Genomic DNA, 12,578 nt, shown 5'->3' with positions numbered 1-12,578 from the left:
GTCCCGCTACGCGCCGTCGCCCAGGTCGAGCTGGTCGGTGACCGACGCGCGCCGGCGGGCGTCGGCCTGCGTCATGCGCCGCATGTGGTGGCGCCGGCACAGCACCTCGTAGGACACCGGGCCGCCGTCGGGCGCGCCCGCGACGTCGCCGACCACCACCTGGTCGCCCTCGACGACCATGACGCCGCCCACGGTGCGGGCGTTGTGGGTGGCCCGCGCGCCGCACCAGCACAGGGACCGCACCTGGAGCTCCTCGACGCGATCGGCGAGCTCGATGAGACGGGCGGCACCGGGGAACAGCCGCGTGCGGAAGTCGGTGGTGATGCCGAACGCGAAGACGTCCAGCTCCACCTCGTCGACGAGGCGGGCCAGCTGCTCCACCTGGGCCGGGGAGTAGAACTGCGCCTCGTCGCACACGAGGTAGTCCACGACCCGACCGGCCTGCCGCTCGGCGGCCACGACGTCCCAGAAGTCGGTGTCGTCGGTGACCTCGCGGGCGTCGACCTCGAGGCCGAGCCGCGACGACAGCCGGGACGTGCCGGCGCGGTCGTCGCGCGTGAAGATCAGACCGGTCCGCCCGCGCGCCGCGTGGTTGTGGTCGGTCTGCAGCGCCAGCGTCGACTTGCCGCTGTCCATGGTCCCGGAGAAGAAGACGAGCTCGGCCATGGGCAGATCCTGTCAGACCCGTGCCCCGTGCCGGGCCGGCGCCCGCGGCCTACTGCCCGACGCGCCCGTCCACGCACTCCCGCAGCAGGTCCGCGTGCCCGCAGTGCCGCGCGTACTCCTCGACGTGGCCGAGCAGCAGCTCGCGCAGCGAGATCTCGCCGCCCGGCTCCGCGCCCAGGTCGGAGAAGCCGGCGTTCGTGCTGCCGAGGTCGTCGAAGCCGTCGACCATGCGGTCGGTGGCGGCCATCTCCTCGTGCCAGCTCCGGAACGCCTCCGCGACGACGGCGGGGTCGGCCACCGCGCCGTCCCAGTCGCCGTCGCGGTGCGTCTCGCTGCGGTACAGCCACGGCGCGTCCTCGCCGGTCATGATGCGGCGCACGTGCCGCTCGTCCTCCGTGAGGTGGCGCACCAGTCCGAGCAGCGACATCGTCGACGGCGGCACCGAGCGGCGGGCGAGCTGCTCGGCGTCCAGGTCGGCGCACTTCATCTCGACGGTGAGCCGGTACGAGCGGAGCGAGTCGAGCAGGATCGCCCGTTCGTCGACCAGCTCGACGTCGCTCTCGCGCGGGTCGTCGTCCGGGTCCACCCACATGTCGGGGTAGACGGTGGCGCGGGTCCAACGGGACTCGGTCGCAGGGTCCTGCTCGCGGGGCTCCATCTCGGCATCGTGACACCCGCGAGGCGGGCGCGCCACGGCTTTCCGTGCCGTGCTCGTGCCGTGCTCGTGCCGTGCTCGTGCCGTGCTCGTGCCGTGCTCGTGCCGTGCTCGTGCCGCGTGCGAGGGCGACGACCGCCGGGGCTACGCCTGCGCGACCAGCAGCGGCACGACCATCTCCGCGGGCGTGAGCGACCCGTGCACGCCCGGCATCTCGCGGGCGCCGGACGGGTGCAGACGCGAGTCGACGACCGTCGCCGCCCCGCGCGCCGCGACCAGGACGTCGCCCACCGCGGGCAGCACGTGGTCGGCCACGGGACCCAGCCATCCGGCCGCGACCGCGTCGTCGCGCAGCACGATGAGGGCGTCGTCCCCGAGCACCGCGGCCCAGCGGTCCGCGACGTCCCGGGGGTCGGCGCCGGGAGCGACGTACACGTGGCCGGCGCGCGGCTCCCCGCCGAGGAGGGCGACGTCGCGCGCGAGCTCCGGCCGGGCGGCGACGTCGTGCTGGTGGGACAGGTCCGCCGTCACCTGACCGTGGTCGGCCGTGACGACGACGAGCGTGCCCTTCGGGACGGAGCGCACCAGGCGGCGCAGCTCGGAGTCCGTCTCCTCGAGAGCGTCGCCCCACTGCCACGACTGCGGACCGTGCTGGTGGCCCGCCTTGTCGACGGCACCGTGGTAGAGGTACACGAGGCCGGGCTCGCGCAGCTCGCGCACCGTGGTGCCCACCTGGGCGTCGAGCCCCTCGGCGGCCGCGTAGCGCGGGCCGCGCAGCGCCGCGCGCGTCATCCCGGAGCCCGCGAACCGCGCGGGCCCGGGCGAGGTGACGCGCACCCCGCGCCGCACGAGCGTCTCGAGCACCGTCGGCTCGCGCTGCACGTCCTCGGGCTCGGCACGCATCGGACCGGAGAGCTTGGTACGCCGGTACGGGTCCGACTGCTCGGTCCAGGACACGGTGGTGGCGAGGCCGCCCGTGGCGGGGTTGCGCTGCGTGTAGCCCAGGAGCCCGGTGCGGCCCGGGGCCGTGCCCGTGCCGAACGTCGCGAGCGCCGCCGCCGTCGTCGAGGGGAAGCTCGACAGCACCGACCGGCCGTCCGCGGCCAGCGAGCGCAGGAACGGGGCGTGCCCGCCACGCTCGGCGAGGTTGGCCAGGCCCAGGCCGTCGACGAGGACGACGACCGCCCGGCGGACGCCGGAAGGCAGCCCGAGCGCGTCGCGGCAGTTCGCCGACCGCAGCCCGGTCGCGGTCGTGAGGTCCGCCCCGAGGGAGCCCGCGACGGCGGGCAGCACGGCGGCGAGGGAGCCCTTCCCGTAGGAGGGGGCGAGGAGGCCGTCCGGCAGCGCGAGGGTCGCCGTCATCGGGCGGCGCGCCCGCCCGTCCCGGTCGCCGCCGACAGGGAGCGCGAGAACGCGATCGCGCGGCGCAGGGCGTCCCGACCCTCCGCGGCACCGCTGACGCGCACGACGACGTCGTCGGGCGTGAGCTGGCCGGTGAGCCCGTGGTCGGCCTCGCAGTTCGGGTCCGGGCACTGCACGGGCTCGAGGTCGACGCGGGAGACGGCGCCCCAGCCGATGGCGAGCGTGAGCTCGGACGCGCTGTCCCCGGGGCGGTGCTCCGCCGGCTCGGCGACGATGTGCGTGAGGGCGACCGACCGGATCTCGCTCAGCGGCACGGCCTCCGTGGTCGCGGCGGCCGACGACGGGTGGGCGGCGTCGCCCTCGTGGTCGTCGACGTGCGCGGTGACGAGGCGGGTGGGCGTGAGGGCCAGCACGGTGAGGTGCCGGCGCACGGCGTCGTCGAAGGTGGTCTCGGCCTGGACGAGGTGGGCGAGCACGTCCTCGTCGGCGAGCGCGACGTCGAGGACGTCCTCCACGAGGTCCGGGTAGTACCCGGCCCGGCGCACGTGGGCGGACAGTTCGGTACGGAGGTTCTCGCGGGCGGTGGCATGCGGCACCCGCGCATTCTCCCACCGCCCCGGCGGCCGTGGCCACCGCCGTCCCCAGCCGGTGCCGTCCCCGCGTTCCGGCACGTCAGCCCGGCAGGGCGCGGCGCGGCGCGTCCGCGCGCTGCGCCGCCGACCGCAGCCGGACGACGGCGTGCAGCACGCTCACCCCGACCGAGCCGACGACGACGGGGTACAGCTCCAGCGACGCGAGCTCGGGCAGGTCGTCCGCCAGCACGGACACGCGCGCGAGCACGTCCTCGAGCGCGTCGATGTCCGCCTCCGGCGCGCCGCCGTACCCGAACAGCCGCGGCGCCGCGCGCACCGTGCGCACCATCGCGGCCACGTCGACGTCCGTCAGCGGCGGGATGCCGTAGGCCACGTCGTCGAGGAGGTCCGTCGCGTCGCCCGCGAGGCCGAACGACACCTTCGGGCCGAACAGCGGGTCCTCGCCCGAGCGGATGACGCACGGCACCCCGACGGGCGCCATCGGCTGCACCTCCATGGCGGGCTGGTCCTCCCCCAGGACGTCCAGCGCGACCTGCCGCATGCGCTCGACGTCGGCACGCAGCTCGGCCGCGTCGGCGATGTCCAGGCGCACCCCGCCCAGGTCGGTGCGGTGGCGCAGCGCCGTCGAGGCGGTCTTGAGGGCTACCGGCCAGCCGAGCTCGTCGGCCGCCGCGACGGCCTCGTCCGCCGTGCGCACGGTCCGCGAGCGCCAGAGCCGCACGCCGTAGCAGTCGAGCAGCTCCGCCGTCTCGTCCTGCGTGAGCGCCCGCCCCTCACCGCCCTCGGCGTCGGCGAGCCAGCGCTCGACGAGCTTGCGCGCCCGCCGCGCGTCCATGCCCTCGGGCCGCACGTGGGTGCCGCGGTCCTCCGTGCGCCAGCGCGCGTACGTCACGACCTTGCCGAGCGCCGTCACCGCGTCCTCCGGCGTGGAGAACGCGGGGATCCGCACGGGCGTGCCGTCGGGGCCCGTGGCCGCGAGCTCGTCGGGCAGGCCGCTGAGGCCGAGCATCGACGCGACGGTGGTGCGCCCGGTCCGCGCGGCGGCCTCGGCGACGGCGCGCGCCACGGCCCCGGTGCGCGGCACGACGACGGGCACGTCGACGGCGACGACGACGTCGCACGCCCCGGGCGCGTAGAGCGCACCGGTCACCTGCGCGATCTGCTCGTCGGTGGCGTCCGGCGGCAGGAAGTCGGAGGACGCCGCGACGACGAGGCCCGCGGCGGCCGCGGCCTCGGCCACGAGGGCCGCGAGCGCGGCGGACGACGCGAGGATGCCTACCCTGCCGCCGGTCGGCAGCGGCTGGTGCGCGAGCACCTGCGCGACGTCCATGAGCTGGTGGGTGTTCTCGGCCCGGATCACGCCGGACTGCCGCAGCATCTCGTCGAGCAGGCGACGCGGCGCCCGCGTGGCGCGCACGGCGTGCCCCGGGGGCACGACCTGGCCCGACCGGCCCGCCACGACCACGACGACGGGCTTGACCCCGGCCAGCCGGCGCGCGATCCGGGAGAACTTGCGGGGGTTGCCGATGGACTCGAGGTAGAGGCAGACGACGGCGGTGCGCGCGTCGTCCTGCCAGTACTGCATGAGGTCGTTGCCCGACACGTCGGCGCGATGCCCCGCGGACAGCAGCGCCGAGACGCCCAGGCCGCGCCGCTCGAGCGTCCGCGTGAGCGTGACGGCGGCGGGCGCCGACTGGCAGAACATGCCGACCACGCCGGCCCGGGGCGTCCGTTCCGCGAGGCTCGCGTGCAGCCGCGCGCCCGGCGTCGTGGTGAGCAGGCCGAACGACGCGGGGCCGATCACCCGCATCCCGCCCGCGTGCGCGGCGCGCACCAGCTCGCGCTGCCGGGCCAGGCCATCCGGCCCGGTCTCCGCGTACCCGGCGGCCAGCACGACGACGCCGCGCGCGCCGCGACCGGCCAGGCGCCGCACCGCGTCGACGGCGGCGTCCGGCGGCACCGCCAGGAGCGCGAGGTCGACGCCGTCGTCGCGCGCGTCCCCGTCGCTCGCCTCGTCGCCGGCCCCGAGCGCGTCGTCCCACGACGCGGCGACCGCGAGCCCCGGGGCGTCCGGGACCGGACCGGGGGCGTCGAGCACCGTGAGCCGGCTGTCCCCCGGGTCGGTCGCCGCGGCGTCGACGACCCGCTGCGCGAGGTGGTGCTCCGGCGTCGCTCCGCCGGGCCCCGCCGGGCCGGGTCCGACGAGCAGGACCCGGCGGGCGGACAGCAGCGCCTGCATCGAGCGCGCCTCCGCGCGGTGCTCGCGGTCCGCCATCACCTCGCGGGAGCGCTCCGTGGGGTCGAGGTCGAAGGCCACCGTGACCACGCCGTCGTCGAGGTGCTGGCTCACCGCGTACCCGGCGTCGCGGAAGACGGCGAGCATCGACGAGTTCTGCGGCAGCACGTCCGCGGTGAAGCGCCGCACCCCGCGCTCGCGCGCCGCCGCGGCGACGTGCTCGAGGAGCACCGAGCCGAGGCCCTTGCCCTGCATCGCGTCGGCGATGTTGAAGGCCACCTCCGCCTCCGTGGGCGTGACCTTGTCGTACCGGGCGACGCCGAGCACGTCCTCGCGCGGGCGGCCCGCGTCGTCGGCGCCGGGCCGCACCGCGACCAGGGCCACCCGGTCGCGCTGGTCGAGGTGGGTGAGGCGGTTCAGCTCGCGGTCCGTCAGCCGGCGCACCGGCGCGAAGAAGCGGAAGTACGCGGACCGCTCGGACTGCGCCTCCTGGAAGCGCTGGATCGCGTCGGCGTCGTCAGGCCGCAGGGGGCGCACGTGCATGGTCGTGCCGTCGCGCAGCACGACGTCGGCCTCCCACGCGACCGGGTACCCAGGGTCCGGCCGAGCGTCCTGCCCAGCCGCCGGCCGGGCGTCCGGAGTGTCGGGTGCGTCCACCCGTGCAGGCTATCCGGGCCCTGTGACGCGGGCGCGTCGCCGCGCCTGCGCGGCCCTGTGGGCGCCGGCGACTAGAGTCTGGTGCCGTCCGCGAGGGACGCCCGACCGCGAACCCCACCGGCCGTCCCGCCGAGCCGTCCATCGAACTCAGGAGCCGCACCGCATGGCGCGCAAGAGCAGCAGCGCACCCGCCACCGACGAGCCGTTCGACGAGAAGATCGTCGACATCGACGTCGCGGCGGAGATGGAGACGTCGTTCCTCGAGTACGCGTACTCCGTCATCTACTCGCGCGCCCTGCCAGACGCCCGCGACGGCCTCAAGCCGGTGCACCGCCGGATCCTCTACATGATGTCCGACATGGGCCTGCGGCCCGACCGCGCGCACGTGAAGTCGTCGCGCGTGGTCGGCGAGGTCATGGGCAAGCTGCACCCGCACGGTGACACCGCGATCTACGACGCGCTGGTGCGCCTCGCGCAGGACTTCTCGATGCGCCTGCCGCTGGTCGACGGGCACGGGAACTTCGGCTCGCTCGACGACGGCCCGGCCGCTCCGCGGTACACCGAGGCCCGGCTCGCCCCGCCGTCGATGGCGATGACCGCGGGGCTCGACGAGGACGTCGTCGACTTCGTCCCGAACTACGACAACAAGCTCACGCAGCCCTCGGTGCTGCCGTCCGCGGTGCCGAACCTGCTGGTCAACGGCTCGTCCGGCATCGCGGTCGGCATGGCGACGAACATGGCGCCGCACAACCTCGTCGAGGTCGTGGCCGCCGCCCAGCACCTCATCACGAACCCCGACGCGACGCTCGACGACGTCATGCGCTTCGTGCCCGGCCCCGACCTGCCCTCGGGCGGCAAGATCGTCGGGCTCGACGGCGTGCGCGACGCCTACCGCACGGGGCGCGGCACGTTCCGCACGCGCGCGACGGCGCGCGTCGAGAACGTCACGCCCCGCCGCAAGGGCATCGTGGTCACCGAGCTGCCCTACGGCGTCGGCCCGGAGAAGGTGATCGAGAAGATCGCCGACGGCGTGAAGGCCAAGAAGATCCAGGGCGTCACCAACGTCCAGGACCTCACCGACCGCACCCACGGGCTGCGCCTGGTCGTCGAGGTGAAGACCGGCTTCGACCCCGACGCCGTGCTCGAGCAGCTGTACCGCACCACCCCGCTCGAGGACTCGTTCGGCATCAACAACGTGGCCCTCGTCGACGGGCAGCCGCGCACGCTCGGCCTCCTCGAGCTGCTGCGGGTGTGGGTGGCCCACCGGATCGACGTCGTGCGCCGCCGCTCGACCTTCCGGCTCGCCAAGCGGCAGGAGCGCCTGCACCTGGTCGAGGGCCTGCTGCTGGCCATCGTCGACATCGACGAGGTCATCCAGGTCATCCGCACCTCCGACGACGCGGGCGCCGCGCGCGAGCGCCTCATGAGCGTCTTCGACCTCTCGGAGCCCCAGGCCACGTACATCCTCGATCTCCAGCTGCGCCGCCTCACCAAGTTCTCCCGCATCGAGCTGGAGAAGGAGCAGTCGGAGCTGGAGCGCGAGATCGCCGAGCTCCAGGAGATCCTCGCCGACGACGCGCGCCTGCGCGCCGTCGTCAGCGCCGAGATGGGCGAGGTCGCCTCGACCTACGGCACCCCGCGCCGCACCGTGCTGCTCGACTCGGCCGGCGGCGCCACCGCCCCGGCGGCGACGAACGGCCGCAGCAAGGCGCCGGCCATCAGCCTGGAGATCGCGGACTCCCCCACCCGGGCGCTCCTGTCGGCCACCGGGCTGCTGGCCCGCACCTCGGGCGAGGCCGCGGACGCGCCCCTCGAGCGCGCCGGGCGCCGGCACGCCCACGACGCGATGCGCGGGGACGTCGCCACCACGACGCGCGGCGACGTCGGTCTCGTGACGTCCGCGGGCCGTCTCCTGCGGGTGTCCGCGCTCGACCTTCCCGCGCTCCCCCCGGTCGACGGCCCGCCGTCCCTCTCGGGCGGGATCCCGGTGAGCGAGCTGGTCGCGCTCGCGCCCGGCGAGACCGCCCTGGCCGTGGTCTCGCTGGACGACGACGCGCCCACCCTGGCCCTCGGCACCGCGAACGGCGTCGTCAAGCGCGTCGCCGCGGGCGACGTGCCCGCGAACCGCGACGAGTGGGACGTCATCGCCCTCAAGGACGGCGACCGTGTGGTCGGTGCGAGCCCGGTCGGCGAGGACGACGAGCTCGTCTTCGTCGCCTCCGACGCGAGCCTGCTGCACTTCGACGCCTCCGCGGTGCGCCCGCAGGGCCGGGCCGCGGCCGGCATGGCGGGCATCCGCCTCGGTGCGGGCCAGCAGGTCGTCTTCTTCGGCGTCGCGAGGGCCGCGACCCGCGACCTGCACACGGTCGTCACGGTGGCGGGGACGTCGGGCGCGCTGCCCGGCACGGGCGGCGGCTCTGCGAAGGTCACGCCGTACGAGCTGTACCCCGGCAAGGGGCGCGGCACCGGCGGGGTGCGCGCGCACCGCTTCCTCAAGGGCGAGGACGGCCTCGTCCTGGCCTGGGTGGGCGAAGGGCCCGCCCGCGCCGTGGGCGGCGCCGGTCAGCCGGCCGAGCTGCCGGAGAGCACCGACCGCCGCGACGGTTCGGGCCAGCCGCTGCCCGCGCCCGTCGCCGCGATCGGCTGACGGCCGGGCATGAGCGCGGGCCCCGTCGCCGAGCCGGACGACGTACCCGTCCTCGTGGTCGTGACGGGCCGCCCCGGCACGGGCAAGACCACGCTGGCGCGGCGTCTCGCCCGGGCGCTGCGCGCCGCCTACGTGCGGGTCGACGCGATCGAGGCGGCGCTCGGCACCGGCGACGCCCGCTCCGCCGGACCCGAGGGCTACGCGGTCGCGCACCTGCTCGCCCGGTCCAACCTCGAGCTCGGCGGCGACGTCGTGGTGGACGCCGTCTGCCCGGTGCCGGAGTCCCGGTCGGCCTGGGCCGACACCGCGCGGGCCGCCGGGGCACGCCCCGTCGTGCTCGAGACCGTGCTCGCGGACGCCGCCGAGCACCGCCGCCGCGTCGAGGCCCGGCGGCCCGACCTCCCGGGCCAGCGTGTGCCGACCTGGCAGGACGTCGCGCTGGGCGGGTACGCGTCCTGGGACGAGGCCCGCGACGGTGTGCGCACCCCGGTCGCGACCACCTCGTCCGACGACGCGTTCACGACCGCGCTCCGTGCCGTCGGCCCCCGCGGCCGCGCCCGCCCGGTCCGCTAGCGGTCGACCGCGGCGACGATCGCGGTGCCCAGGTCGGCGGGGCGCGAGAACATCGGCCAGTGGCCCGTGGGCAGGTCGACGATCTCGTAGTCGTGCAGGCGCGCCAGCTCGGCCACGAACGGGTGACCCTCGGCCATCAGGCCCCGCAGCACCTCGCCGGGCATCTCGCAGGCGATCACCGTCGTCGGGACGTCGAGCCGGCGCGCGTCGTCGCCGAGGTGGTGGCCCTCGCGGACCGTCCCGCCGGGCTGCGGCACGGCACGGTCCCGGAACCGTGCGCGGACCTCGTCGTCGAGCCCGACGAGGTCCTGCTCCTCGAACTCGCTCCATGCGGGCAGCTCGTGGTCGACGACGTCGGCCGGGAGGTCGGCATTCACGGCCTGGCCCTCGGCGAACGGCCCCGAGTCGACGTACACCACGCGGGCGACCCGGTCCGGACTCCGGTCGGAGGCCGCGTACACGAGCCCTCCGCCGGCGGAGTGCCCCACGAGCGCGACGGGCGCGTCGCCCGGGACGGCGTCGATCGCGGCGACCACGGTGTCCACGTGGTCCGCCAGGCGGATGCCGGAGCGGTCGGCGTCCACCGATTCCAGTCCCGGCAGGGTGACGGCGTGGGGCGTGTGGCCCGCCGCCGCGAGCACCGGGACGACGTCGTCCCAGGCCGATCCGTCGAGCCAGAACCCGGGTACGAGGATGATGTCCATGTCCCGAGATTAGGCGTGACCTCCGACACGTCGGCTGCTTCACTGCCGCCATGCCCGACCTCGATCTGCCGGACCTCGACCTCCCCGACCTCCACCTGCCCGACGGCTACGTCTTCACCACCGCCCCCGAGCGGATCGACGCCGACCGGGTGCACGAGCTGCTCGCTGCGCACGCGTACTGGGCCGCCGGCCGTTCCCGCGAGCAGCAGCGCGCCGCCATGGCGGGGTCCCGGAGCTACGGCGTCCTCGCCGCGACGGGCGACCTCGCCGCCTACGCCCGCCTGGTCACGGACGGCGCGACGTTCGGCTGGCTCGCGGACGTGATCGTCGACCCCGCGCACCGGGGGCACGGGCTGGGCCGCGCCGTCGTCGCGGGCGCGCTGGCCGACGTCGAGTCCCTCGGGCTGAAGCGGGTCCTGCTGCGCGCGTCCGACCAGGGCCGGCGCATCTACGAGCGCGCCGGCTTCATGCCCGTCCCCGAGCCCGACAGCTGGTTGCAGCTGCAGGCGAGCACCCCGGCCACCAGGAGCGCTTGACCCGCGACGTAGGTGAGCATCACCCAGAAGCCGGAGGCGGGCGGGTCGAACCAGCCGGTGAAGGCGCCCAGCGCGATCATGGCGTCCGACGCCAGGAAGACGACGCCGCCGGCGCCGGCCAGCGGGTGCACGCCCGTGGCGAGCACCGCCATCGCCACCAGGCAGACCCCGTAGACGACCACGGCGGCCAGCAGCAGCCCGGGCGCACCCGGGGCGCAGGCCACGACGAGCGCCACGGCCGCGAGGACGTAGGGCGCGAGGAGCGCCGGCCGGCGCACGACGCTCGCCCGCCGGGTCGGCCAGAACGCGACGACGTAGGCACCCTGGGCGAGCAGGAAGAAGCCCACCATGACGAGGAACGCGGCATCACCCTCGAACGCCGCGGGCGCCGTGTCCCCCAGCCAGGACAGGCCGAGGGCCACGGCGACCAGGCGCACCAGCCGCGAGCGCGGTGCGGGCGTGGCGCACCAGAGCGTCACGGCGAGCAGGGGCATCAGGCAGACCTGGGTGACCCGCGCCCAGGTGCTGGCCTCGGCCACCTGGGCCACGAGGTGCAGCACGGTGAGCATCGCCAGCGCGACGGCGGCCGCGCGGGAGGTGACGGTGGGCAGGAGCCGCTGCGGCGGCGCCGGGAGCAGCCCGGGATGAACGACGTCGGTCACGCGGGGCAGCCTAGGGCCCCGGGACGTCAGTCCGAAACCCGCCGTCGGGTGAGACCCGTCCGCCGGTCAGAGCTCGATCGTCACCAGGCGCGAGCCGTGCCGCTCGGTGTACCCCAGGCTCGCGTACAGGCCGTGGGCGCCGCTCGGGTTCTGGGTGTCGACGTCGAGCGCGGCGACCGCCATGCCGTCGGCGGCGAACGCCCGCATGCCGGCGGCGAGCAGCGCGACGGCGACCTTGCGGCCGCGGTAGGCGCGGCGCACGCCGAGGATCTCCGTGTAGCCGAACGGGTGGCCGCGCACCGCGAAGTCCGCCGTGAACCGGGCCGCGACGTGGTAGCCGACGACGAGCGGCTCACCCGCCCGCAGCGCGGCCGCCGTCTCGCCGTCGGTGCGCGGGTCGGCCAGGAGGGCGGCGACGTCCGGCGCAGGGTCCACGACCACGAACGACCACTCGGGGGCATAGGTCGAGCGCCCGCTCCGCCACTGCTCCGGGGTCTGCGGCTCGCTGCCCCAGTGGTCGCGGAACGCGTCGTTGTGGGCCAGGCGGGCGGGCTCGTCGAGGTCGTCGGCGAGCGGCACGAGCCGGAGCCCGTCGAGCGCGACATCGGGCACGGGGTGCGCGTCGAGGTCGCGCAGGTCGCGCTCGAGGTCGGAGTAGAAGCGGCGCGGCGTGAAGCCCGCACGCTCGTACAGCCGCACCTTCGGGGCCGGGGCCGTGTCCTCGAGGAACCCCCCGATCCGGCCGGGGACGCTCGCGCCGGAGGCGGCGAGCATCTGGCGGGCCCGTGCCTCCTGCCAGGCGAACAGCTCCCGGCCGATGCCCTCCCCGCGGCGGTCGGGGTGCACGGCCCCCCACAGGAACGCCCGCACCCGGCTGGTGTCGCCGGGCATGGTCTCGACGTAGCCGTAGGCGCGCAGCAGACCGTCGGCGTCGAGCCCCACGACCGAGTCGGTCACGAGCCGGCGCCACGGTGCGTCGAGGATCTCGAGCAGCTCGTCCAGCGTCTCCCGGTACGGCTCGCGGTCCGCCTCCGCGACCGTGTTGCGCAGGTCGAGCAGGGCGCCGGCGTCGTCGCGGGTCGCGGGGCGCCAGGTCAGCCCGCCGGCCGTGAGCGGCGGCAGGACGGACGGGGCGCCAGCGCGCTCCGCGAGGGGCGCGAGCGGGGCGGGGGCAGGGGTCGCCATGGGCCACACGGTAGGCACCGCCGGGGCCCCCCGCACGGCCTTTTCGTCCGCCGGCGCTTGTCCGGGGCGGCGGCCGTGTGGCACGGTGCACCGTCCTGACCT

The 12,578-nt window shown here is 76.0% G+C and carries 11 protein-coding genes; 3 read left to right on the top strand and 8 right to left on the bottom strand.

Annotated elements, in window-relative coordinates; translation table 11 throughout:
* Nucleotides 1-6 precede the first annotated feature (6 nt).
* The 5 genes from ACFVS0_RS01275 to ACFVS0_RS01255 form a co-directional block, all read right to left on the bottom strand.
* On the bottom strand, nt 7-666 hold the full coding sequence (locus tag ACFVS0_RS01275) for a thymidine kinase (RefSeq protein ID WP_430551092.1): 660 nt from the start codon (nt 664-666) through the stop codon (nt 7-9).
* A gap of 49 nt (nt 667-715) precedes the next feature.
* Nucleotides 716-1,324: a DinB family protein gene (locus ACFVS0_RS01270; protein WP_430563712.1), complete on the bottom strand. Its 609-nt coding sequence runs from the start codon at nt 1,322-1,324 to the stop codon at nt 716-718.
* A 141-nt stretch (nt 1,325-1,465) separates the two neighbouring features.
* A complete protein-coding gene (locus ACFVS0_RS01265; RefSeq protein ID WP_430586935.1) occupies nt 1,466-2,683 on the bottom strand; it encodes an alkaline phosphatase family protein in 1,218 nt (405 codons plus the stop codon).
* Entirely contained in the window at nt 2,680-3,279 is a 600-nt protein-coding gene (locus tag ACFVS0_RS01260) for a DUF5998 family protein (RefSeq protein ID WP_430551089.1), read from the bottom strand. Before ACFVS0_RS01260 ends, ACFVS0_RS01265 begins: the two co-directional genes overlap by 4 nt.
* Nucleotides 3,280-3,355: 76 nt before the next feature.
* The gene (locus tag ACFVS0_RS01255; protein WP_430586934.1) at nt 3,356-6,169 is read right to left on the bottom strand and encodes a GNAT family N-acetyltransferase; all 2,814 of its coding nucleotides are present in this window, start codon (nt 6,167-6,169) and stop codon (nt 3,356-3,358) included.
* 163 nt (nt 6,170-6,332) lie between these two features.
* Between ACFVS0_RS01255 and ACFVS0_RS01250 the strand changes: the two genes are divergently transcribed.
* Nucleotides 6,333-8,816 carry a DNA topoisomerase (ATP-hydrolyzing) subunit A gene (locus tag ACFVS0_RS01250; RefSeq protein ID WP_430586933.1) on the top strand — a complete coding sequence of 828 codons (2,484 nt, stop codon included), beginning with the start codon at nt 6,333-6,335 and terminating at the stop codon, nt 8,814-8,816.
* Between the two features lie 9 nt (nt 8,817-8,825).
* Nucleotides 8,826-9,389 carry an AAA family ATPase gene (locus ACFVS0_RS01245; RefSeq protein WP_430586932.1) on the top strand — a complete coding sequence of 188 codons (564 nt, stop codon included), beginning with the start codon at nt 8,826-8,828 and terminating at the stop codon, nt 9,387-9,389.
* Here ACFVS0_RS01245 and ACFVS0_RS01240 read toward each other — a convergent pair.
* Nucleotides 9,386-10,093, bottom strand: coding sequence for an alpha/beta fold hydrolase (locus ACFVS0_RS01240; protein ID WP_430586931.1), 708 nt, complete (start codon nt 10,091-10,093; stop codon nt 9,386-9,388). The two genes, ACFVS0_RS01245 and ACFVS0_RS01240, sit on opposite strands and share 4 nt — an antisense overlap.
* 50 nt (nt 10,094-10,143) lie before the next feature.
* Here ACFVS0_RS01240 and ACFVS0_RS01235 point away from each other — a divergent pair, with 50 nt between their 5' ends.
* A complete protein-coding gene (locus ACFVS0_RS01235) occupies nt 10,144-10,629 on the top strand; it encodes a GNAT family N-acetyltransferase (protein ID WP_430551084.1) in 486 nt (161 codons plus the stop codon).
* Here the strand turns inward: ACFVS0_RS01235 and ACFVS0_RS01230 are convergent.
* Nucleotides 10,542-11,291: a lysoplasmalogenase gene (locus ACFVS0_RS01230; protein ID WP_430586930.1), complete on the bottom strand. Its 750-nt coding sequence runs from the start codon at nt 11,289-11,291 to the stop codon at nt 10,542-10,544. The two genes, ACFVS0_RS01235 and ACFVS0_RS01230, sit on opposite strands and share 88 nt — an antisense overlap.
* 66 nt (nt 11,292-11,357) lie before the next feature.
* Entirely contained in the window at nt 11,358-12,476 is a 1,119-nt protein-coding gene (locus ACFVS0_RS01225) for a GNAT family N-acetyltransferase (RefSeq protein ID WP_430586929.1), read from the bottom strand.
* Nucleotides 12,477-12,578: the final 102 nt, after the last annotated feature.

The organism is Isoptericola sp. NPDC058082 (assembly GCF_042885055.1).
Taxonomy (GTDB): domain Bacteria; phylum Actinomycetota; class Actinomycetes; order Actinomycetales; family Cellulomonadaceae; genus Isoptericola.
The sequence above is the reverse complement of the archived record's forward strand: the minus strand, read 5'-3'. Positions and strand labels throughout refer to the sequence as shown.